Annotated in this window: 17 protein-coding genes; 10 read left to right on the forward strand and 7 right to left on the reverse strand. The window is 60.8% G+C overall.

What is annotated here, in order from left to right:
• Window positions 1-9: 9 nt before the first annotated feature.
• A complete protein-coding gene (acpA, locus tag M5B97_RS26135; protein ID WP_248733089.1) occupies window positions 10-1,710 on the reverse strand; it encodes an acid phosphatase in 1,701 nt (566 codons plus the stop codon).
• A gap of 125 nt (window positions 1,711-1,835) precedes the next feature.
• Window positions 1,836-3,254 (reverse strand): TIGR00366 family protein, encoded by a 1,419-nt coding sequence (locus M5B97_RS26140; protein WP_134658904.1) that lies wholly within the window; start codon window positions 3,252-3,254, stop codon window positions 1,836-1,838.
• 186 nt (window positions 3,255-3,440) lie between these two features.
• On the opposite strand from M5B97_RS26140, the gene M5B97_RS26145 reads away from it, so the two are divergent.
• Window positions 3,441-4,730, forward strand: a complete 1,290-nt coding sequence (locus M5B97_RS26145) for an MFS transporter (protein WP_248733090.1) — start codon at window positions 3,441-3,443, stop codon at window positions 4,728-4,730.
• Between the two features lie 3 nt (window positions 4,731-4,733).
• On the opposite strand, the gene M5B97_RS26150 is transcribed toward M5B97_RS26145, so the two are convergent.
• Window positions 4,734-6,104, reverse strand: coding sequence for a gluconate:H+ symporter (locus M5B97_RS26150; protein WP_248733091.1), 1,371 nt, complete (start codon window positions 6,102-6,104; stop codon window positions 4,734-4,736).
• Between the two features lie 216 nt (window positions 6,105-6,320).
• Here M5B97_RS26150 and M5B97_RS26155 point away from each other — a divergent pair, with 216 nt between their 5' ends.
• The 4 genes from M5B97_RS26155 (at window position 6,321) to M5B97_RS26170 (ending at window position 12,854) form a co-directional block, all read left to right on the forward strand.
• A complete protein-coding gene (locus M5B97_RS26155) occupies window positions 6,321-7,226 on the forward strand; it encodes a cation diffusion facilitator family transporter (RefSeq protein WP_248733092.1) in 906 nt (301 codons plus the stop codon).
• A 109-nt stretch (window positions 7,227-7,335) separates the two neighbouring features.
• The gene (locus M5B97_RS26160; protein WP_248733093.1) at window positions 7,336-8,556 is read left to right on the forward strand and encodes a TolC family protein; all 1,221 of its coding nucleotides are present in this window, start codon (window positions 7,336-7,338) and stop codon (window positions 8,554-8,556) included.
• A gap of 18 nt (window positions 8,557-8,574) precedes the next feature.
• Window positions 8,575-9,681, forward strand: coding sequence for an efflux RND transporter periplasmic adaptor subunit (locus M5B97_RS26165; protein WP_248733094.1), 1,107 nt, complete (start codon window positions 8,575-8,577; stop codon window positions 9,679-9,681).
• A 17-nt stretch (window positions 9,682-9,698) separates the two neighbouring features.
• Window positions 9,699-12,854 carry a CusA/CzcA family heavy metal efflux RND transporter gene (locus M5B97_RS26170; protein WP_248733095.1) on the forward strand — a complete coding sequence of 1,052 codons (3,156 nt, stop codon included), beginning with the start codon at window positions 9,699-9,701 and terminating at the stop codon, window positions 12,852-12,854.
• Here M5B97_RS26170 and M5B97_RS26175 read toward each other — a convergent pair.
• The 3 genes from M5B97_RS26175 to M5B97_RS26185 form a co-directional block, all read right to left on the reverse strand.
• Window positions 12,760-14,205 carry a heavy metal sensor histidine kinase gene (locus tag M5B97_RS26175; protein ID WP_248733096.1) on the reverse strand — a complete coding sequence of 482 codons (1,446 nt, stop codon included), beginning with the start codon at window positions 14,203-14,205 and terminating at the stop codon, window positions 12,760-12,762. The two genes, M5B97_RS26170 and M5B97_RS26175, sit on opposite strands and share 95 nt — an antisense overlap.
• Complete coding sequence (locus M5B97_RS26180; protein WP_123714432.1) at window positions 14,202-14,876, reverse strand: heavy metal response regulator transcription factor; 675 nt, start codon at window positions 14,874-14,876, stop codon at window positions 14,202-14,204. The genes M5B97_RS26175 and M5B97_RS26180 overlap by 4 nt, the downstream gene beginning before the upstream one ends.
• Window positions 14,877-15,211: 335 nt before the next feature.
• Window positions 15,212-16,531 carry an OprD family porin gene (locus M5B97_RS26185; protein WP_248733097.1) on the reverse strand — a complete coding sequence of 440 codons (1,320 nt, stop codon included), beginning with the start codon at window positions 16,529-16,531 and terminating at the stop codon, window positions 15,212-15,214.
• Window positions 16,532-16,756: 225 nt separating this feature from the next.
• On the opposite strand from M5B97_RS26185, the gene M5B97_RS26190 reads away from it, so the two are divergent.
• The 3 genes from M5B97_RS26190 to M5B97_RS26200 all read left to right on the forward strand — a co-directional run bounded on the left by M5B97_RS26190 (window position 16,757) and on the right by M5B97_RS26200 (window position 19,143).
• Entirely contained in the window at window positions 16,757-17,089 is a 333-nt protein-coding gene (locus tag M5B97_RS26190; protein ID WP_123714434.1) for a DUF2790 domain-containing protein, read from the forward strand.
• Between the two features lie 104 nt (window positions 17,090-17,193).
• A complete protein-coding gene (locus tag M5B97_RS26195; protein WP_123714435.1) occupies window positions 17,194-18,510 on the forward strand; it encodes a PAS domain-containing methyl-accepting chemotaxis protein in 1,317 nt (438 codons plus the stop codon).
• Between the two features lie 51 nt (window positions 18,511-18,561).
• Window positions 18,562-19,143 (forward strand): flavin reductase family protein, encoded by a 582-nt coding sequence (locus M5B97_RS26200; protein WP_134658884.1) that lies wholly within the window; start codon window positions 18,562-18,564, stop codon window positions 19,141-19,143.
• 130 nt (window positions 19,144-19,273) lie between these two features.
• Here the strand turns inward: M5B97_RS26200 and M5B97_RS26205 are convergent, their stop codons facing one another.
• Window positions 19,274-20,083, reverse strand: a complete 810-nt coding sequence (locus M5B97_RS26205; protein ID WP_248733098.1) for an AraC family transcriptional regulator — start codon at window positions 20,081-20,083, stop codon at window positions 19,274-19,276.
• 137 nt (window positions 20,084-20,220) lie between these two features.
• Here M5B97_RS26205 and M5B97_RS26210 point away from each other — a divergent pair, with 137 nt between their 5' ends.
• Together M5B97_RS26210 and ddlA are read left to right on the forward strand one after the other, a co-directional pair.
• Window positions 20,221-20,859, forward strand: a complete 639-nt coding sequence (locus M5B97_RS26210; RefSeq protein ID WP_248733099.1) for a LysE family transporter — start codon at window positions 20,221-20,223, stop codon at window positions 20,857-20,859.
• Between the two features lie 44 nt (window positions 20,860-20,903).
• A complete protein-coding gene (gene ddlA / locus M5B97_RS26215) occupies window positions 20,904-21,998 on the forward strand; it encodes a D-alanine--D-alanine ligase (protein WP_123714439.1) in 1,095 nt (364 codons plus the stop codon).
• Window positions 21,999-22,139: the final 141 nt, after the last annotated feature.

A 22,139-nucleotide genomic window follows, 5' to 3' on the forward strand; every position in this document is an offset into this window, starting at 1 on the left:
TAAGAAAACCTACACGTTGAACTGCAAGGCGTTACTCAAGTCGCCCATTGGCTTCTGGCCACGGGCGATCATTGCGTCATCACGTTGCTTGAGACCGTCGAGTTTCTCCAACTGGAACACCCGGGTGATCAGGCGCAGGATCGACGCCGTGTCGTACACCGTATGGTCAACCGTGCCTTTGCGCGCAAATGGCGACACCACCAGCGCCGGAATCCGGCTGCCAGGCCCCCAGCGGTCGCCCTTGGGCGGAGCAACGTGGTCCCACCAGCCGCCGTTTTCATCGACGGTGACCACCACGACCATGTTTTTCCACTGCGGGCTTTCCTGCAGCACCTTCAATGCGCGGGCGATGTGGCGATCACCCGAGGCCACATCGGCGTAACCGGCGTGCATGTTCAGGTTGCCCTGGGGCTTGTAGAAGGTCACGGCGGGCAGCTTGCCGGCCTGGGCATCGGCGAAGAACTTGTTGGTGCTGGCTTCGTCGCCCAAGCCGCCATCGCGCAGGCGTTTGTCGCGCTCCGCGCGATTTTCCGGCCCTTGCTGCTTGAAATAGTTGAACGGCTGGTGGTGGTACTGGAAATTCGGGATTTTCGGAATGCCGCCCGAATCCTTGAACTGGTCCAGGGTCGCCTGCCACGCGCCGGCATACCAGGCCCAGTCGACGTTCTTTTTCGACAACTTATCGCCGATGTGCTCGTGGGTCTGCGGCACCAATACGTTGGGCAGGTCGGCCTTGGCGTAGTCCGGGTTTTGCGGGTCGCGAATCCAGGTCGGCCAATAGGGCGGCGCCAGGGTGTTCACGCCGTAACCGTCCGGGGTCAGCGCGCTCGGGCCAAACTGGGGCGGGCCGGTCATGGCGCTGGCGGGGGACTTGTCCAACGGCTTGAGACGCGTGTCGGTCGGGTCATCGCTTTGCAGGGTGGCGATCTGCGCCTTGGCTACCGATTGCGCCGCATTTGGATAAAACGGCGCGGTGGCGCTGATCAGGTATTGGTGGTTGAGGAACGAGCCGCCAAACGCGCCCTGGAAGAAGTTATCGCAGAGCACGAACTCCTTGGCCACGTCCCAGAGGCGCAGGGAATATCGGCTCTGGGCGTAATAACCCATCACCAGTCCACCGGAATCGGCCCAGGCGACAAAGTTGTCGTTCTTGCCGCCGTTAATCTGCATCTGGTTCTGATAGAACACGTGCCACAAGTCCCGGGTGACCAGGCTCAGGGGCAGGTCTTCAGCATTCGGGCCCTTGAGGGCGAACGGTGCGTTGGGCAGGTTTTCCTGGAATTGCACTTCACTGGGATAGGTCACCCCGTCCACCGTTTGTGGACCGACTTGCAACACACCGCCCCAGGCCGGCGGCAATGTGGTCAGCAGGCTGCCGTCGCGGTCGCGTTGCTGGACGTCTGCGGTGGAAAGCGCCGACAACGGTTTCTCTACGCCAGGGAAGTCAGCAAACAGGTTGTTGAAGCTGCGGTTCTCGGCATAGATCACCACCACGGTTTTCACCTGCTCGTGCAAGGCCTTGTCCAGCTCTTGCGGCGTAAGTGGCCGCTCTACCGGTTTACCCGGTGTCTCGTTGGCGTTGCCGCAGGCACTCAATGTTGCGCCGACTCCCAACACTGCCGCGCCCCCCAGGAAGCGCCGGCGGCTGGTGTCTACCGGCGGTTGGGCTACGGAATCGGGGGAAGGGCGGTCTTCGTGCTCGTCACTCATTGCGGAGAGTCCTTGCTGGCGGGATGTTGCAAGATATTTCGCAGGACGGTAGCAATGCAATGTGACGGAACGAAGACAGTGACAGGCAAGCACCTGTTGCAACCAACAGGTGCTTCCTCTGCCGGTTAAGGCATCACCGGCGGCAAATACTTCAACGTCGTCCCCAGCGCCCACAACAGGAACAACACCAACGGCGTGTGCACCAGCAGTTGCACGAACGAAAACCCAATCAGATCCCGCGCCTTCAACCCCAGCACGCCCAGCAGCGGCAGCATATAGAAAGGATTGATCAGGTTCGGCAGCGCTTCGGCGGCGTTGTAGATCTGCACCGCCCAGCCCAGGTGATACTGCAGGTCATTGGCCACTTGCATCACGTAAGGTGCTTCGATGATCCACTTGCCGCCACCTGACGGAATAAAGAAGCCGAGTATCGCCGAGTACACGCCCATCAAGAGCGCATAGGTGTCGTGGGAGGCGATAGAGGTGAAGAAGGTCGAGATATGGTGCGCCAGGGTCTGGCCATCGCCGCCCTTGACCACGGTCATCAACGCGGCGATCGAGCCGTACAGCGGGAACTGGATCAGCACACCGGTGGTGGTCGGCACGGCGCGAGCCACCGCATCGAGAAAGCTGCGTGGGCGCCAGTGCAGCAACGCGCCGACCATGATGAACAGGAAGTTGTAGGTGTTCAGCCCCGAGATCGCACTGATCGCCGGCTTGGTCGAAAACTCATGGAACAGCCAACCGGCGGCCAGCAACGCCAGGAGGATGGTCAGCAGCGGGCTGTGTTCCAGCCATTCGCCGGGGCGGCTCGGTGCTTGCGGCTTGGGCAGGTTGAAGGCCGGGTCGACCCCGCACGCCTTGGCATCGCGGGCGCTGTTCGGCCCCGGTGCGGTGGCATAGGCGATGATCAGCGAGACCACAATCAGCGCCAGCAACAGCACGCCGGATTGCCACAGGAAGATGGTCTCGGTGAACGGGATCATCCCCGTGATCGACAGGATCGATGGCGGCAGACTCGCCGGGTTGGCCTGCAACTGCGCGGCGGATGACGACAACCCCAGTGCCCACACGGCACCCAGGCCCAGGTAGGCAGCCGCACCGGCAGCACGGTAATCCATGCGCAGATCCGTGCGCCGGGCCAATGCCCGCACCAGCAACCCACCGAACACCAGGGACAGGCCCCAGTTGAGCAAGGACGCGAGCATGGAGATCAACGCCACCCAGGCCACGGCCGAGCGGCCGTTCTTCGGGATACGAGCCAACCGGTCGATCAACTTCACGGCAGGCGGCGAGCTGGCCACCACATAACCACCGATCACCACAAAGGCCATCTGCATGGTGAACGGGATCAAACTCCAGAAACCGTCACCAAAAGCCTTGGCGGCTTCGGTCGGCGCGGCGCCCATACCCAGGGTCGCCACGGCAACAATGATCACGGCGAGGGCGGCGAACACCCAGGAATCAGGAAACCAGCGCTCGGCGAAGTTGGAGCAACGCAGGGCAAATCGGGCATAGCGGCTTTCTTCGATAGCATCGGCCACGAGTCATTCCTCTTGTATTTATTATGGGGTTTGGCAGTTTTACGGCATGTTCCGCTACGGCCCTTGATAAGGGAATGCAGTTATCTTCATCGATCGATGAGGAAAACAAATATATCTGTCGTGATTGCCATGATTGGTCCCAGCTCATAACCTGCACGCCATTTTGTTTGTCTGCCGAGCTTTCACATGACTGCCAGCTTCTCTCCACAGGCGCAGCGTTTTTCCCGCTCCGACTACAAAACCCTGGGCCTGGCTGCCCTCGGCGGCGCCCTGGAGATCTACGACTTCATCATCTTCGTATTCTTTGCACTGACCCTCAGCCAATTGTTCTTCCCTGCGCAGATGCCCGAGTGGCTGCGCCTGCTGCAAAGCTTCGGTATCTTCGTCACCGGCTACCTCGCGCGCCCGCTGGGCGGCATCCTGATGGCGCACTTCGCCGACCATCTAGGGCGCAAACGCGTGTTCAGCCTGAGTATTCTGATGATGGCCTTGCCGTGCCTGCTGATCGGGATCATGCCGACCTACGCACAAATCGGCTATTTCGCACCGCTGATTCTGCTCGCGCTGCGTGTGCTGCAAGGGGCGGCGGTTGGCGGCGAAGTGCCCAGCGCCTGGACCTTCGTTGCCGAGCACGCCCCGATCCATCACCGCGGCTACGCCCTGGGCTTCCTGCAAGCCGGCCTGACCTTCGGCTACCTGCTTGGCGCCCTTACCGCCACGCTGCTGGCGCAAATCTTCACCGCCGCCGAAATCCTCGATTACGCCTGGCGCTTCCCGTTTCTGCTCGGTGGCGTCTTCGGTGTGATCGGCGTATGGCTGCGGCGCTGGCTCAGCGAAACCCCGGTATTCCTCGAAATGCAGGCCCGCCGCCTGGCCGCTGCCGAACTGCCGCTGCGCACCGTGCTGCGTGATCATCGCGCCGTATTGCTGCCGGCGATGATCCTCACATGCGTGCTTACGTCCGCCGTGGTGGTGCTGGTAGTCATCACCCCGACCATGATGCAGAAAACCTTCGGCATGAGCCCCAGCCACACTTTCGCTTTGAGCTCGTTGGGTATTGTCTTCCTGAATATCGGCTGCGTGCTCGCCGGCCTGCTGGTAGACCGCATCGGTGCCTGGCGCGCAGTGTTGGTCTACAGCGTGTTACTGCCAGCAGGGGTTGCGGTGTTGTACGCCAGCCTGATCGCCGGTGGTGTCTGGCTGGGCGCGGCGTACGCTGTGGCGGGCTTGAGCTGCGGCGTAGTCGGCGCGGTGCCGTCGGTGATGGTCGGGCTGTTTCCGGCGCACGTGCGGGTATCGGGGATCTCCTTTACCTACAACATTGCCTACGCGCTATGGGCGAGTACCACGCCGCTGTTGCTGATTGCGCTGATGCCGACCAGTCCGTGGATCTGTGTGGGTTACTGCGTGGTGATGGGGGCGGTGGGCGTGGCGAGTGTGGCGCTGTTTGGCAAGCGCCACACCTTGGCCGCCTGAGGTTCAGGTCAAAAAGTGCCAGAGCAGCAACGTACCGATCAGACCGACGACGGAAACAATGGTCTGCAGCACCGACCACACCCAGATGGTCTGCTTGAGCTGCAAGCCGAAGTATTCACGCACCATCCAGAACCCGGCGTCATTGACGTGACAGAAGAACACCGAGCCCGCGCCGATCGCCAGTGCAACCAGTGAGCTTTGCGTCGCGGCCAGCCCCGCCATCATTGGTGCGAGGATGCCCGCAGTCGTCGTTGTGGCGACGGTCGCCGAACCGGTGGCCTGGCGCAGGGCCACGGCGATCAGCCAGGCGAGCAGGAGATAAGGCATGTGCGCGCCTTCGGCGACCTTGCTGATGGTCTGGCTGACACCGGCGTCGAGCAGGGTTTGCTTGAGCCCGCCGCCGGCGCCGATGGTCAGCAGCAGCACGGCGATGGGCGCGAGGGCTTTGCGCAGGGTGTTGCCGACGTCGGCACGGGGCATGCCGGCGGCCCAGCCCAGGCAGATCACGGCGGCGATCACGGCGAGGCCGAGGGCAATCAGTGGTTCGCCGAGGAACTTCAAGGTCAGGCCGATGGTGCTGTCGGCGGGCAGCGCGACTTTGGCCAAGGTGCTGCCCAGCATCAGAATCACCGGCAACAAAATGATCAGCAACGACACACCAAAGCTTGGCTGGCGCGGGGCCTTGGGCGGTGCGCTGAACAGCGCGCCGATGTCGGCCGGCTCATCCACGTGCAGGCGTTTGGACAGCCAGTTGCCATAGATCGGGCCAGCCAGAATCACTGCCGGTACCGCCAGGCAGAAACCCAGCAACATCGTCAGGCCCAGATCGGCGTGCAACGCACCCACCGCAATCAGCGGCCCCGGGTGCGGTGGCATCAGGGCGTGCAGGGTGGTCATACCCGCCAGCGCCGGGATGGCGATTCTCAGCAGTGGCTGGTTCGAACGCTTGGCCATCACAAAGATGATCGGCACCATCATCACCAGGCCCACTTCGAAGAACAGCGGCAGGCCGATCACCATGGCCACCAGCGCCATCACCCACGGCAATGACTTGCCTTTGCCCAACCCGAGCAAGGTGGTGGCAATGCGGTCGGCTGCGCCGGATTCGGCCATCAATGCGCCGAGCATCGAGCCTAGCGCAATGATGATGCCGGCCTCACCGAGGATCGCTCCAGCGCCTTTACTGAAAGCTTTGGCAACTTCCTCCGGTGGCAGCCCGGCGCCGACACCGGCGATAAACGTGCCGATCAGAATCGAAAGGAACGGCGGCAACTTGGTCGCGCTGATCAGCACGATGATGCTGGCGATGGCCAGCAGGACGCAAAACATGAGGCGTGTGTCGTGGACCATCCACGCGACAGTCGATAACTCCAAGAGGGGACTCCTTATCGAACAGGTTGGCTGATATGTTTCTTTTTGTTTCCTGTTCGAAAAGCATACCCGATAGCGTTGTTCCAGCGTGCTCATGAGCGATTTTGGTGCGTTCAATGTAACGGTGAGCTGGCGAACGGATGACAAGTTTGCAATGCATGCCCGTAGATTTGACCTATAGCTCTATGATCTATGGACTACATCACAGGAAGACATTACATGAGTGCAGGACATAGCCACGGCCAAGTACGCGCCGGTCACGAACGTAAGCTTTGGTTAGCCCTGGGGTTGACCGGCAGCTTCATGATCGCCGAGGTGATCGGTGCCTTTGTCACCGGCAGCCTCGCACTGCTGTCGGACGCCGCCCATATGATGACCGACGCATTGGCGCTGGCGATTTCCCTCGTGGCTATCCAGGTCGCCAAGCGCCCCGCCGACCGCAAGCGCACCTTTGGCTATGCCCGTTTCGAAATACTGGCGGCGGCGTTCAATGCGCTTTTGCTGTTCGCCGTGGCGTTCTACATCCTCTACGAGGCCTACCAACGGTTGCAGGCGCCCGCTGAAATCCAGTCCACCGGCATGCTGCTGATCGCGGTGCTGGGGTTGGTCGTCAACCTGATCTCCATGCGCCTGCTCAGTGCCGCCAGCGGCGAGAGCCTGAACGTCAAAGGTGCATACCTGGAGGTCTGGAGTGACATGCTCGGCTCCATCGGCGTGATCATCGCGGCGGTGGTGATCATGTTCACGGGTTGGGGCTGGCTCGATTCCGTGGTTGCGGCGGCCATTGGTTTCTGGGTATTGCCACGTACCTGGACGCTGCTCAAGGAAAGCATGAACGTGCTGTTGCAAGGCGTACCGGACGGCCTGAATATCGATCAGGTTGAGCAGGCCATTCGCGCTGTACCCGGGGTCAAGGGCGTACACGACCTGCATATCTGGGCCTTGACCAGTGGTAAAAATGTACTGAGCACCCATTTGCTGGCGGACGCGTCAGGAGGCTCCGAGCAACAAATCCTTAGCCGGGTCACGGAAATGCTGCATGAACAATTCGATATTTCCCACGCCACTATTCAGGTCGAAGGTGAGGGTTTTCAACATGACGAGCACGACGAGGTCCACGCCTGATTCCGGGCTAACGGATTTGTAATGTTCTACCCACCGCGCTGATAAGTACCGAAAGTTACATTGCCCTCGCTGGGAACCTCAGCGACTTCATGGGCGTGGAACTTTCGTTATGGCAATTTCCGTAAGAACACTTTTGGGGGCGACGGCGTTGTGGATGGCCGCAGGCTTCGCCCAGGCGCAAACCCTCACGCTCGACTCAGCCCTGCAGACCGCTTTCGCCAACAACCCTGAATTGGCCGCCGCGCAATGGGAAATCGACATTGCCCAGGGCGGTCGCCAACAGGCCGGCTTGATCCCCAACCCCGTGGCCTCCTGGGACGCGGAAGACACGCGCCGCAACAGTCGCACCACCACCATCAAGCTCAGCCAGACCCTGGAACTGGGTGGCAAGCGCGGTGCGCGAATTGACGTGGCGACCCGTGCCCAGGAGGCTGCCGCACTGACCTTGGAGCAACGTCGCAACGGCTTGCGCGCTGCGGTAATCGACAGCTATTACAGCGCCCTGCGTGCCCAGGAGCGCGTTGACCTGGCGCAGCGCTCAATGGCTTTGGCCGAGCGTGGCCTGGTGGTCGCCAACGGTCGCGTCAGCGCCGGTAAATCCTCGCCGGTGGAAGCCACCCGCGCCCAGGTACAAGTGTCCGAGATTCGCCTGGAATTGAACCGTGCGCAGGTCGGTCTCACCGATGCCTATCGCCGGCTGGCCGCCAGTACCGGCAGCGCCACTCCTGACTTTCAGGCCGTGGCCACGCAAAGCGAATCCGCGCCCCCCTTGCCGCCCTCTGCGCACTTGCTGTCGCGTCTGGAGCAAACCACCGAACTGCGCCTGGCCGAATTGCAGATCCTGCAAAGCGAAGCCGGCGTAGGCCTGGAAAAAGCCCAGCGCATTCCCGACCTCGACGTGTCCATCGGTAGCCAGTACGACGCCAGCGTGCGCGAGCGGGTGAATGTGGTCGGCGTGTCGATGCCGATCCCGTTGTTCAACCGCAACCAGGGCAACGTGCTCGCCGCCAGTCGCCGTGCGGATCAGGCCCGCGACCTGCGTAATGCCACCGAGCTGCGACTGCGCACGGAAACCCGCCAGGCGCTGGACCTGTGGCAAACCGCGAACACCGAGGTACAAGCGTTCAACCAGCAGATTCTGCCGGCCGCTCAGCGCGCGGTAGACAGTGCCACCCGTGGCTTTGAGATGGGCAAGTTCAACTTCCTCGACGTGCTCGATGCCCAGCGCACCTTGATTGCTGCCCGCACCCAATACCTCACGGCGACTGCCCAGGCCACCGACGCCTGGGTGCGTATCGAACGGATCTACGGCGACCTCGCCCGGTTTTGATTTTTCTGGAGTCTTTTGATGAACAACAAACATGGCATGGCGCTCGCCGTCGCCCTGGGACTGATGCTGTCCGGTTTTGCCTGCGCCGATGAAGAGGAAGGCAAACTCGAACTCACTGAGCAGCAGATCCAGGCCGCCGGTATTCAACTCGCCCAGGCACAGCCCCGTGCGATCAGCACGCTGCTGACATTGCCGGGAGAAGTGCGCTTCGACGAAGACCGTACCTCACACATTGTCCCGCGTGCGGCTGGCGTAGTAGAGGCCGTCAAAGTCAACCTCGGGCAAGCGGTGAAGAAAGGCGAACTGTTGGCGGTGATCGCCAGCCAGCAGATTTCCGATCAACGTAGCGAGCTGGCCGCCAGCGAGCGGCGTGTCGAGCTGGCGCGCACCACCTTCCAGCGCGAGCGCCAGCTGTGGAAGGACGAGATTTCTGCCGAGCAGGATTACCTGCTGGCGCGCCAGACCTTGCAAGAAGCCGAAATCGCCCTGAACAACGCCCGCCAAAAGATGACCGCCCTGAGCGGCAGCGCGGCAGGGGCGGGTGGCAATCGCTACGAGCTGCGTGCGCCGTTTGCCGGTGTGGTCGTGGAAAAGCACCTCGGTGTCGGCGAAGTGGTCAGTGAAACCAGCAACGCCTTCACGCTCTCGGACCTGTCCCAGGTGTGGGTCACCTTCGGTGTGTTTCCCAAAGACCTGAACAAGGTGCGCATCGGCAAACCGGTGAAAGTCAGCTCCACCGAAATGGGCACCGACGTGCTCGGCACGGTGGCCTATGTCGGCAACCTGCTCGGCGAGCAGACGCGCACCGCCAGCGTGCGCGTGAGCGTGCCTAACCCGGACGATGCCTGGCGTCCGGGACTGTTTGTGACGGTGCAAGTGGCCACCGACACCTACCAGGCCAAGGTCACCGTGCCGCAAACCGCCGTCCAGACCGTCGAGGACAAACCTTCGGTATTTGTGCGTACCCCCGACGGTTTTATCACTCGCCACCTCGAGCTGGGCGTGAGTGAAAACGGCTACGTCGAGGTGCGCAAAGGCCTCGACGCCGGCGCACAAGTGGCGACTGTTGGCAGCTTCATCCTCAAGTCCGAATTGGGCAAAGGCTCGGCCGAACACGCCCATTGATCTGCGAGTGATTTCTTATGTTTGAGCGCCTTATCCAATTCGCCATCGAGCAGCGCATCATCGTGCTGCTTGTGGTGCTGTTGATGGCCGGTGTCGGCATTGCCAGCTATCAGAAGTTGCCCATCGACGCCGTGCCCGATATCACCAATGTGCAGGTGCAGATCAACTCGGCGGCGGCCGGGTTTTCACCGCTGGAAACCGAGCAGCGCATCACCTTTCCCATCGAAACCGCCATGGCCGGGTTGCCGGGCTTGCAGCAGACGCGCTCGTTGTCGCGTTCGGGTTTGTCTCAGGTCACGGTGATTTTCAAGGACGGCACCGACCTGTTCTTCGCTCGTCAATTGGTCAATGAGCGCCTGCAGGTAGCCCGCGAGCAGTTACCTGAGGGTATCGAAACCGCCATGGGGCCGGTGTCTACCGGCCTCGGGGAAATTTTCCTGTGGACCGTCGAGGCCGAGGAAGGCGCACTCAAAGATGACGGTACGCCCTACACACCCACCGACCTGCGGGTGATCCAGGACTGGATCATCAAGCCGCAACTGCGCAACGTACAGGGTGTGGCGGAGATCAACACCATCGGTGGTTTCGCCAAGGAATATCAGATTGCCCCGGACCCCAAGCGCCTGGCGGCCTATAACCTGACCCTGGGCGACCTGGTCACGGCGCTGGAGCGCAACAACGCCAATGTCGGCGCCGGTTATATCGAGCGCAGCGGTGAGCAACTGCTGATTCGTGCGCCGGGGCAGGTGGCGTCCCTCGACGACATCGCCAACATCGTCATCACCACTTCGGACGGCACGCCAATCCGCGTGCGCAATGTGGCTCAGGTCGAGATCGGCCGCGAGTTGCGCACCGGTGCGGCTACTGAGAACGGGCGTGAAGTGGTGTTGGGCACCGTCTTTATGTTGATCGGTGAAAACAGCCGTACCGTATCTCAGGCGGTGGCGAAAAAACTCGAAGAGATCAACCGCTCGTTGCCTGAAGGTGTGGTCGCCGTTACGGTCTACGACCGCACTAACCTGGTGGAAAAAGCCATCGCCACGGTGAAGAAAAACCTCTTCGAAGGTGCGCTGCTGGTGGTCGCGGTGTTGTTCCTGTTCCTGGGCAATATCCGTGCGGCGCTGATCACGGCCATGGTGATTCCCCTGGCGATGCTGTTCACCTTTACCGGCATGTTCACCAACAAAGTCAGCGCTAACTTGATGAGTCTCGGCGCGCTGGATTTCGGCATTATTGTCGATGGCGCGGTGGTGATCGTCGAGAACGCCATTCGTCGTCTGGCCCATGCGCAGCACCGACATGGGCGCCTGTTGACGCGCAGTGAACGCCTGCATGAAGTGTTCGCCGCGGCCAAGGAAGCGCGGCGTGCGCTGATCTTCGGGCAACTGATCATCATGGTGGTCTACCTGCCGATCTTCGCGCTCACCGGGGTGGCCGGGAAGATGTTCCATCCCATGGCGTTCACCGTGGTGATCGCCTTGCTTGGCGCGATGATTCTGTCGGTGACCTTCGTGCCGGCGGCAATTGCCCTGTTCGTCACCGGCAAGGTCAAGGAGGAAGAAAACCTGGTGATGCGGACCGCGCGTCGGGCCTATGCCCCGGTGCTGGATTGGGTGATGGCGCGCCGCTCGCTGGTATTTGGCCTGGCGGTGTTGACCATCATCGCCTCCGGGGCTGTCGCCAGCCGCATGGGCAGCGAATTTATCCCCAGCCTCAGTGAGGGTGACTTCGCCCAGCAGGCCCTGCGCGTACCGGGCACCAGCCTGACGCAATCGGTGCAGATGCAGCAGCAACTGGAAAAAGCCTTGCTGGCCCAGGTGCCGGAGATCGAGCGGGTGTTTGCCCGCACCGGCACCGCGGAAATCGCCTCCGACCCAATGCCGCCGAATATTTCCGACAGCTATGTGATGCTCAAACCGAAGGACCAATGGCCCGATCCGAAGAAGTCCCGTGAAGCGCTGATTGCCGATATCCAGCGCGCCAGTGCGATTGTGCCGGGCAGTGCGTATGAACTGTCGCAACCGATCCAACTGCGTTTCAACGAACTGATTTCCGGTGTGCGCAGCGATGTGGCGGTGAAAGTGTTCGGTGACGACATGGCGGTGCTGAACAAGACCGCCGAGAGCATTGCCGAGACATTGAAAACGCTGGCGGGTGCCTCGGAGGTGAAGGTGGAGCAGACCTCCGGCCTGCCGGTGCTGACCATCAATATCGATCGCGACAAGGCCGCGCGGTTTGGCCTGAATGTGGGCGATGTGCAGGACACCATTGCCGTCGCCGTGGGAGGGCGCCAGGCCGGTACCTTGTACGAAGGTGACCGTCGTTTCGACATGGTTGTGCGCTTGTCTGACGCGTTGCGCACCGATATCGAGGGGTTGTCGCGACTGTTGATCCCCGTACCGGCAATGGCCGGCACCGGGGTGGGGCAACTGGGCTTTATTGCCTTGTCCCAGGTTGCCAGCCTGGACCTGGTGCTCGGCCCGAACCAGATCAGTCGCGAGAACGGCAAGCGCCTGGTGATTGTCAGTGCCAACGTGCGCGGGCGGGATATCGGCTCGTTTGTCGAGGAGGCCGAAGTGGCTATCAGCCGCCAGGTGAAGGTACCCGCAGGTTACTGGACCACCTGGGGCGGTCAGTTCGAGCAGTTGAAGGAAGCCTCCGAACGGTTACGCATCGTGGTGCCGGTGGCGTTGCTGCTGGTGTTCGGGCTGTTGTTCATGATGTTCAACAACCTCAAGGACGGCTTGCTGGTATTTACCGGGATCCCGTTCGCGTTGACCGGTGGGATCATGGCGCTGTGGTTACGCGGCATTCCGTTGTCGATCTCGGCGGGCGTGGGCTTTATCGCGTTGTCCGGGGTGGCGGTGCTTAACGGGCTAGTGATGATCGCCTTCATCCGCAACCTGCGGGAGGAAGGGCGCTCGTTATCACGGGCGGTCAACGAAGGTGCATTGACCCGCTTGCGCCCGGTGCTGATGACCGCGTTGGTGGCGTCCCTCGGGTTTATCCCCATGGCACTCGCCACCGGCACCGGTGCCGAGGTACAGCGGCCGTTGGCGACGGTGGTGATCGGCGGGATTATTTCATCGACGTTGCTGACCTTGCTGGTGCTGCCGGCGTTGTATCAGTGGGCGCATCGCAAGGAAGAGGAAACACCAGGCGAAACAGCGTGAAACCACCGGGCAGGCTGCGCACGTCGGCCTGCCCCTGGTGCAGGGTCATGATCGACCGCACGATGGCCAGCCCGAGGCCGGTGCCGCCTTCGGCGCGGGCGCGGCTGCTGTCGACACGGTAGAAACGTTCGAACAGGTGCGGCAGGTGCCGGGCCTCGATGCCCGGGCCGGGGTTGCTCACCGATACGGATACGTTGTTGCCATAGGCTTCCACCAGCAGCGAAATGTGCGAACCCGCCGGGCTGTGGCGGATGGCATTGGACAGCAGGTTGGAAAGCGCACGCTGGATCATCAGGCGGTCACCCAACACCTGGGCATCGCCGCTCAAGGTCAGGGTCAGTTGTTTGTCTTCGGCGCTCAGCGCAAACAACGCCATGACCCGATGGGCTTCGGCCGCCAGGGGCACCGCTGTGAACGAAGCGCGCGCTGCCGGGTGGCTGACCTGGGCTAGAAACAGCATGTCACTGACGATGCGTCCCAGGCGCTCCAGTTCTTCAGTATTGGATTCCAAAACGGCCTTGTATTCCTCCGGTGGCCGTTGGCGTGACAGGGTCAACTGGGCCTTGCCCATCAAATTGGTCAGGGGCGCGCGCAGTTCGTGAGCGAGGTCATCGGAGAACTGCGAGAGTTGCTGCACCCCGGCGTCCAGACGGTCGAGCATCACGTTGAAGCCTTGGGCCAGTTCGCCCAGCTCCTTGGGGAGGTTGTCGATGGACAACCGGTGCGTGAGGTCCTGAGTGGTGACTTTGGCGGCCACCTGGCTGAACTGCTTCAGTGGCGCGAGCCCGCGCTGTACCAGCCACCAGGCACCCATGCCGATCAGGATCAACAGCATGGGCAGCGCGATCACGGTGGCCCGCAGGTAGGCGCTGAGCAGTGCCTGATCGTCCATGCGGTCCAGGGACAGCAGGACCCGCACGCGTTCGCCGTTGGCCAGGCGCATCAGGCTGGAGGCACTGAGCACCTGGTTGCCGTAACTGTCTGTCCAGTTCAGGTAACCGAGGGTTTCCCGTGGCTTGAAGTCGGTCAGCAACGGTTCTTGCGGCTTTGCACCGACGCTCAGCAGCACGCTGTTGTTGGGCGCGGTGCCGACGATGGTCAGGTAGAAGTTGTCGTGGCCCATTACCAGGTCCATCAGCGAATGTGGGCGGGCGCGAATGGCGTGGGCGTCCAGGCCCAGGGCGAGGCTGTGCTGGATCTGTTCCATCTTGCTTTCCAGGCCCTTGCGCGCCAGTTTTTCCAGCTCATGGGTCAGGGCCAGGTAGGCCAGGGTCGCCAGCAGCAAGACCAGGCCCGCGCCCATCAGGCTGACGGTCAGGCCCAGGCGCATCGACAAACTGCCGGTTTTCATGGGCGTGCCTCCAGCACGTAGCCCACGCCGCGAATGGTATGGATCAGTTTGACCTCGCTCTGGTCATCGACCTTGGCACGCAGGCGGCTGATGGAGACTTCCACCACGTTGGTGTCGCAGTCGAAGTTCATGTCCCACACCAGGGAAATGATCTGTGTGCGGGTCAGCACTTCGCCGGCCTGACGCATCAGCACCTGCAGCAGGGCGAACTCCTTGGTGGTCAGGTCAATGCGCCGGGTGCCGCGATACGCGCGATGGCGGCGAGGGTCCAGCTCGAGGTCCGACACGCGAAACACCTCCGGCTGGGGGATATGTTCGCTGCGGCGCAACAGCGTGCGCACCCGCGCCAGTAACTCGGGAAATTCGAAGGGCTTGACCAGGTAATCATCGGCGCCCATGTCCAGGCCCTTGATCTTGTCTGCCAGTCGGCCACGGGCGGTCAGCATCATCACGCGCTGGGTGCCGTTGCGGCGTAATTGCTCCAACACTTCCCAGCCATCTTTGCCGGGCAGGTTGACGTCGAGTATCACCAGTTCATAGGCGTGTTGCCCGGCCAGGTGCAAACCGTCGATGCCATTGCTGGCGCAGTCGACCACGTAGCCGCTTTCGTTCAAGCCTTGCTGCAGGTAGTCGGCGGTTTTCTGTTCGTCCTCAACTACAAGGATACGCATGGGGATTTACCTGTTACGAAGAGAAGAGGGGCCATTTCCTTATGGAGGTTAATGTTGGGGAGTAGGAAAATTCTGAACCGTGAAGTAGCTTCAGGGTCAACTGCGACCATCGGCCGCATAAATCCGGCATCAAAAAAAACGCCCCAGGCGGGGCGTTAAAAATCCATCTCTTTCCAAAGGAGCTACACAAAAGCTTCAGAGATGAATGTGCTCGGTGAATAAGTTGAGGCCAGTATAGAAAGATCAACTTAACGAGAAGGTGAGGCCAATATTACAGTTTTGATAACCGGCAATTTGTGAACAGATGTTGGTTAACGGCGAACGAATGTAATCACTTACAGCGCTACCAATGGATATTCGGCAATCAAGCGAACTTCTTCCAAGTCCGACTCGAACGCAGTGGAGCGCACCGTGGCCTGGCGCAGGCGCAGGGATAAATCTTTCAAGGTGCCACTTTGCACCACGTATTTGGCCTCGATATCCCGCTCCCAGCGACGCTGGTCGGTCAGCGGGTTGCCCGCTGCGTCGCGGCGCATGTATACGGCGTTGGCGTTGCTGTAGTCGGCACCGGTGCCTTTACCGTAGCGGGTCATGAACGACAGTCCGGGGATGCCGAACGGCTGCATGTCCAAGTCATAGCGAACCATCCACGAGCGCTCCTTGGGGGCGTTGAAGTCGCTGTACTGGATCGAGTTGTTAAGGAAGATCGAGTCTGACTGACGCAGGTAATCGAAGTCGTCATCGCCGTTGTTGCGCTGGTGTGAGACGGCCACGCTGTGGGCGCCGACCTTGACCCCCAGCCTGGCGCTCCAGATGTTGTTATCGAATTCCCCCAGGCGCTTTTTGCCCTCATCCACGGCCTTGTAATAGTTGAAGTCGCCGAACAACGAGACGTCATCGCCCAGCGGGTAACTGGCGGCGCTGCCGACGTAATACTGGTCCCACGCGTCCTTCAAACGGCTGCTGTACAGGCTCACACTGAGGTGTTTGTCGAGCTGGTAATCACCGCCGAAATAGCTGATCGAGGGCGAATCCACCTTACCCGCATAGAAAGTCGAGAAACCCTTGTTCATTCCGCTTTCGTTGGGTTGGCTCATGCCGCTCAGGTACCCGCCTTGCAGGCTCAGGCCCTCGATACGGGTGTTTTGCGCGGTCACGCCACGAAAGCTCTCCGGCAGTAAACGCGAGTCGCCGTACGCCACCACTGGGGTAAGCGGGAACACATCGCCGGCCTTGATCACGGTGTCCAGCACACGCAATTTCAACGCGCCGCCGACTTTGCTGTAGCGACTTTCGGGGTGGTTGTCGCTGTCCACCGGGAGCACGCCGAACGAGCCATTGCCGCCGCTGCGGCCGGTGCCCGAGTCGAGCTGCAGGCCGTACATAGCGAACGCATCCAGGCCGAACCCCACCGTGCCTTGAGTAAAACCGGATTCGAATTTGCCGATCAGCCCCTGTGCCCAGGCCTCGGAATAACCGTTACCGGTAGGGCTGGATTGGCCCTTTCGATCATCGCGGTTGAAGTAAAAATTGCGCGCCAGCACGTTGATGCTGCTGCCTTCGATAAACCCTTCGGGCTTGTCCTGAGCCGCCACGGCGGTCAGGGGCAGTGCGGCGATAAACGAAAAGGGAAGGGTGCAGTGGCGGATATTCATGGTTCGCTCCTTGGTATTGGCAGTTATCGGCTTCTTATGGAAGTGGGCGTTTTTATTGATTTGGCCCGGGCTGATAGTTGCAAATGCCAGATAACAAGAAAGTGGCTCGAACATTACAATTCTGGAAAGTCACGATTACCTGACAAATAAGTAATGTTGTAGTGAACATGGCGTCAGGGTTCACTGGTTAATCTCGGCACTGAACTTTCAGACGAGGAACCTGTGATGAACTTTTATAAAATTGGCCTGGGTGTATTAACTGCCATCTTGTCTTTTGGCGCATTGGCCGAAGGCGGCGGGGATCGTACTTTTGCCCTGATGATGGAGCGCAATGAAAAGGCGATGGCCGATTACGCGGCTAAGGTCGGCAAGCCGGTACCCGAGGTACGGGCGTATCGCTATGGCATGAAGCTGGACATTGCCAATGTGGTCAACGTGACGCCGCCGATCCGCTCGTGCTCCACAGTGCCGTCACGGATGACCTATGAGGACTCCACCGGCAAGCTCAATACGCTGGAATATCAAGTGATGGGGGTGTGCCGAAACAATGGCGGCTGACTGATCACAAATATAGATGTATCTGGCGTTGAAACCCTCTTCAGAAACCGCCGGTAGCGCCGATGCAGATAATACCTTGTCATCATCTGATCATTGGTGCACCCATGTTCAAGACCCGTTTGAAGCAGGAGCTATCGGCTCTTCGCGAAGAGTTGTCCAGCTTGCAACAGGTTAAAGAGAGCCTGGAGAGCGAAATGATCGCGATGACCCTGGACCCGCAGGGGCGTATCGCGTCGGTCAACACCCTCTTTCTTCAAGAGATGGCTTATCAAGGCACTCAATTGCTGGGGCGCTTGATTGACGAGTTGTTTGCGCCGCATGTGCGCCAGAACGAATTCCAGCAGCGTTTCAAGAATGCGTTGGTACGCGGCGAACACTATGCCGGCACCGTGCGCCTGATGCGCGGCAATGGCAAGGAAGCGTGGTTGCGTTCTATCGTGCAGCCGGTGCGCAGTTCGGACGGGCACATCAAATATTTCTCGATCGTGTCCAGCGACCTGACCCGAACCATCGAGGCCTCGCGTGAGCATGAAAACCTGATCACCGCGCTGGTGCGCTCCACCGCGGTGATCGAGTTCGACCTCGGCGGCCATGTGCTTACGGCCAACGACCGGTTCCTCAGTGGCATGGGCTACAGCCTGGCGCAGATTCAGGGCAAGCATCACCGGATATTCTGCGAACCGGAGGAATACAACAGCGCCGAATACCAGCACTTCTGGAAGCGGTTGAACGCCGGAGAGTTTATCGCGGCCCGCTTCAAGCGTGTGGACAGCCATGGCCGCGTGGTATGGCTGGAAGCGACCTACAACCCGGTGCTGGACGCCAATGATCAAGTGTACAAAGTGGTCAAGTTCGCTACGGTGGTCACCGACCAGGTCAACCGGGAACAGGCCGTGGCCGAGGCCGCCAACATTGCCTACAGCACCTCGCAGCAAACCGATAACAGTGCTCAGCGCGGTACTACCGTCGTGACCCAGGCGGTGGGTGTGATGCGTGACCTGGCCAAGCACATGCAGCAGGCCGGCGAAGGCATTGAGGCGTTGAACGAGCAGTCCCAGGTGATTGGTACCATCGTCAAGACCATCAGCGGCATTGCCGAGCAGACCAACCTGCTGGCGCTCAACGCGGCCATCGAGGCGGCCCGCGCCGGTGAGCAAGGCCGTGGTTTTGCGGTGGTGGCGGATGAAGTTCGCCAGTTGGCCTCACGTACCAGCAAAGCGACTGAGGAGATTGTTGGGGTGGTGCGTCAGAACCAGGACATGGCCCGCGATGCGGTCGCCCTGATGAGCGATGGCCGCCTGCAAGCCGAACAGGGCCTGGCGCTGGCGGCCGAGGCGGGCACGGTGATTGTGGAAATCCAGGACGGCGCACAGAAGGTGGTCAGCGCGGTCGGGCAATTCGCCAATCAGTTATCGAACTGAGCATAGGCTCAGGTATCGTAGGTTCTTTCCTGCATGAAGAGCCGATCTGCCATGAGCCTCACCCACCGTCGCCCCGTTCCCTTGTCCAAGGCCTACCGCTTGCTCAACCACGGGCCGACCGTGCTGGTGAGCGCAGCCCACGAGGGCCGGCGCAACATCATGGCTGCCGCCTGGGCCATGCCCCTGGATTTCGAACCGCCGAAAGTCGCAGTGGTACTGGATAAATCCACCTGGACCCGTCAACTGCTGGAAGGCGCCGGCACCTTCGTGCTCCAGGTGCCGTGTGCAGCCCAGGCTGACCTGGTGCAGACCGTCGGCAATACCACCGGCGCTGAAACAGACAAGTTTTCCACCTATGGCCTGCAAACCTTCAGCGGTGAGCACACCGAAGCGCCGCTGCTTGAGGGTTGCGTGGCGTGGTTGGAGTGCCGCTTGTTACCCGAACCCCATAACCAGCAGACCTACGATCTGTTTCTTGGCGAAGTGGTCGCCGCCTATGCCGATGTGCGTGTGTTCAGCGAGGGGCATTGGCACTTCGAAGGGCATGATGAGCTACGGACCTTGCATCATATTGCTGGCGGGAATTTCCTGACCATCGGTGCGCCGATTGTAGGGCGTCAACTGTTGCCCTGAACCCACCGTCTGTAGGCGCGAGCTTGCTCGCGAAAAACGTTAACAGTAACGCGTTCTGCCTGAATGAACGCGGCGCCTGTGAGTTTTTCGCGAGCAAGCTCGCTCCTACACATAGGTCGAGTTGTTTTTTTCAGCGTCCGAGCATCTTGACCCAGCGCGACGGCGGCATGCCGTAGGTGCTGCGAAATTGCCGGGTCATATGGCTCTGGTCAGTGAAGCCGGCGGTCAGCGCCGCGTCCACCAACGATTGCCCCTGAGCCAGCAGGCTACGTACCAGATCCAGCCGCCGCATGGTCAAGTAGCGATAAGGGCTGGTGCCGAACAACAAGCGAAAATCCCGCGACAAGGCCCAGCGATCACGACCACAGTGGTCGGCCATTTCATCCAGCGTAATGCTGCGGCCCAGAGCGCTGTGGATAAACTCCCGGGCGCGCTCGGCGGCGACGTAGTCGAAGGACTTACGGCTGACAATCACCCCCGAGGCGGCGCTCAACGCCTGCGCCAGATCGTACAGCGCGTCCTGTTCCTGCATCGGGTCGATCGGGCAATCCAGGCTTTGCAGCAACACTTCGCTGGCGCGAAACAGCCGAGGGTCGGTCGACAGGCCGTTGTGGATAAAGGGCAACGGCCGGCCACCGAGAATCTGCTGGACCAACGCAGGCTCCACATAAATCATCCGGTACTTGAAGCCTTCCACACTGCTGGCACGGCCATCATGGGTTTCGTCCGGATGAATCACCATGGTCGTGCCCGGCAGGCTGTGGGTCATGCTGCCGCGATAGTGATAGCTCTGTACACCAAACAACGTGCGCCCAATCGCGTAGGTGTCATGGCGATGAGGGTCGAACGCAAAGCCCGCGAAGTACGCCTCGATACGGTCCAGGCCGCTGGCGTGCGGGGCGCGGTGCAGCCAGTCGAGGGTGGAAGTGGGTTGGCCCATGGTGACTTGTCACAAATAGAGGTGGAAACACGTTAACCCAGTCTGAAGCCCTTGTCTGCCAAGGTCTTGTACGATTGTGCAGGCAGAAGGCGAAGCCTATGATCGGCGTTCATACACCGCGCTGATGGAGCCGCACCATGCAGCCTTTTGACCTTGCTTACTTGGCACCCCTGGTTTCGCTGGGCTTGCTGTGGGTGGTTGCCGTCGTCACTCCGGGGCCTAACTTTTTCAACATCGCCCAGTTAGCCGCCAACGCTTCGCGTCGTCATGGCGTGGCGGCTTCGGCAGGCGTGGCCTCGGGTACGGTTCTGTGGGGGCTGGCCGGCGGCCTGGGCATCAAGTCGTTGTTTACGGCGGCGCCCATGTTGTACCTGGCGTTCAAGCTTGTCGGTGGCTGCTACCTGATTTACCTGGGGCTCAAACTGTTCAAGCGTTCGGTGCCGGTCGCGGGTCGGAACCCGTTGGCTGATGAGCATCGGCGCTCGCTGTTGTCGGCTTGGCGGCTGGGTTTGCTTGGTAATCTGTCCAATCCCAAATCCGCATTGTTTGTCGCGACTATCTTTGCCTCGACCATGCCACCTTCGCCATCACCGCTGCTGCTGACGCTGGCGGTGATCATCATGGCGACCTTGTCGTTCAGCTGGTACAGCGCCGTCGCTCTGGTGTTTTCCAGCGAACGCATGGCCAACCTCTACAGCCGCTCGCGCAAGTGGCTCGACCGTTTTGCCGGTGGTTGCTACGTGCTGTTCGGTGCACATCTGGTGGCGAATCGCTGACTGCCCGTGTTAAGAAGCCTTACTTTCAACGGTGAGGCTGGGTCATGAGCAAGGTGCGGGTAGGTATTATTTTTGGTGGCCGTTCGGCTGAGCACGAAGTCTCTCTGCAATCGGCGCGCAATATCGTCGACGCCTTGGACCGTTCGCGCTTCGAGCCTGTCCTGATCGGCATCGACAAGGCCGGCCACTGGCACCTCAATGACACTTCGAACTTCCTGATCAACCAGGAAAACCCGGCGCTGATCGCCCTCAATCAGTCCAACCGCGAACTCGCGGTGGTGCCGGGCAAGGCCAGCCGGCAAGTGGTGGAAACCTCCGGGCAGGGCTTGCTGGAACACATCGACGTGATCTTCCCCATTGTCCACGGCACCCTCGGCGAAGACGGTTGCCTGCAAGGTTTGCTGCGCATGGCCGACCTGCCTTTCGTCGGCTCCGATGTGCTCGGTTCGGCGGTGTGCATGGACAAGGACATCAGCAAGCGCCTGCTGCGCGATGCCGGTATCGGCGTCACCCCGTTCATCACCCTGACCCGTGGCAATGCGGCGCGCACGTCGTTTGAAACGGCAGTCAACACACTCGGCTTGCCGATGTTCGTCAAACCCGCGAACCAGGGTTCTTCGGTGGGCGTGAGCAAGGTTGCCAGCGAACCCGAGTACCACGCAGCCGTCGAGTTAGCCTTGGGTTTTGATGAAAAAGTGCTGGTGGAGTCTGCCGTTCAAGGCCGCGAAATCGAATGCGCGGTCTTGGGTAATGGCAACCCCGTCGCCAGCGGTTGTGGCGAGATCGTGGTGAGCAACGGTTTCTATTCCTACGACAGCAAATACATCGACGACCAGGCCGCCCAGGTGGTGGTGCCGGCCGCGATCAGTCATGACGCCAGCGAGCGTATTCGCCAGTTGGCTATCGAAGCGTTCGAGGTGCTGGGCTGCGCTGGGCTGGCTCGGGTCGATGTGTTCCTCACCGACGACGGTGAGGTGCTGATCAATGAAGTCAACTCACTGCCTGGCTTCACCCGCATCAGCATGTACCCCAAGCTGTGGCAGGCCGCGGGGATGAGTTACAGCGAGTTGGTGAGCCGTTTGATCGAGCTGGCGCTGGAGCGGCATGCCGGGCGCAAGGGGCTCAAGATCAGCCGGTAGTCATCGACCGGCAGCTCAGTAGCGTCATCAGGCGTTACTGAGTGCTTCCCGGCAAACGTCTGGCCGTATCTACAAAGGCAGCTGTGAATGGCGCGTTTCAGCGCAAGACATGACGTGGTTCTATGCTTACGAGCCTGAGAT

Source organism: Pseudomonas sp. MWU13-2517 (genome assembly GCF_023242545.1).
Classification (GTDB): Bacteria; Pseudomonadota; Gammaproteobacteria; order Pseudomonadales; family Pseudomonadaceae; genus Aquipseudomonas.

Bases quoted from the DNA above. Each gene is read 5' to 3' on its own strand.
- M5B97_RS26145 (WP_248733090.1), top strand. From the start codon at position 3,441: ATGACTGCCAGCTTCTCTCCACAGGCGCAGCGTTTTTCCCGCTCCGAC.
- M5B97_RS26205 (WP_248733098.1), bottom strand. From the start codon at position 20,083: ATGGGCCAACCCACTTCCACCCTCGACTGGCTGCACCGCGCCCCGCAC.
- M5B97_RS26155 (WP_248733092.1), top strand. From the start codon at position 6,321: ATGAGTGCAGGACATAGCCACGGCCAAGTACGCGCCGGTCACGAACGT.
- M5B97_RS26180 (WP_123714432.1), bottom strand. From the start codon at position 14,876: ATGCGTATCCTTGTAGTTGAGGACGAACAGAAAACCGCCGACTACCTG.
- M5B97_RS26185 (WP_248733097.1), bottom strand. From the start codon at position 16,531: ATGAATATCCGCCACTGCACCCTTCCCTTTTCGTTTATCGCCGCACTG.
- M5B97_RS26175 (WP_248733096.1), bottom strand. From the start codon at position 14,205: ATGAAAACCGGCAGTTTGTCGATGCGCCTGGGCCTGACCGTCAGCCTG.
- M5B97_RS26195 (WP_123714435.1), top strand. From the start codon at position 17,194: ATGTTCAAGACCCGTTTGAAGCAGGAGCTATCGGCTCTTCGCGAAGAG.
- M5B97_RS26200 (WP_134658884.1), top strand. From the start codon at position 18,562: ATGAGCCTCACCCACCGTCGCCCCGTTCCCTTGTCCAAGGCCTACCGC.
- M5B97_RS26190 (WP_123714434.1), top strand. From the start codon at position 16,757: ATGAACTTTTATAAAATTGGCCTGGGTGTATTAACTGCCATCTTGTCT.
- M5B97_RS26210 (WP_248733099.1), top strand. From the start codon at position 20,221: ATGCAGCCTTTTGACCTTGCTTACTTGGCACCCCTGGTTTCGCTGGGC.
- M5B97_RS26170 (WP_248733095.1), top strand. From the start codon at position 9,699: ATGTTTGAGCGCCTTATCCAATTCGCCATCGAGCAGCGCATCATCGTG.
- M5B97_RS26160 (WP_248733093.1), top strand. From the start codon at position 7,336: ATGGCAATTTCCGTAAGAACACTTTTGGGGGCGACGGCGTTGTGGATG.
- ddlA (WP_123714439.1), top strand. From the start codon at position 20,904: ATGAGCAAGGTGCGGGTAGGTATTATTTTTGGTGGCCGTTCGGCTGAG.
- M5B97_RS26165 (WP_248733094.1), top strand. From the start codon at position 8,575: ATGAACAACAAACATGGCATGGCGCTCGCCGTCGCCCTGGGACTGATG.
- acpA (WP_248733089.1), bottom strand. From the start codon at position 1,710: ATGAGTGACGAGCACGAAGACCGCCCTTCCCCCGATTCCGTAGCCCAA.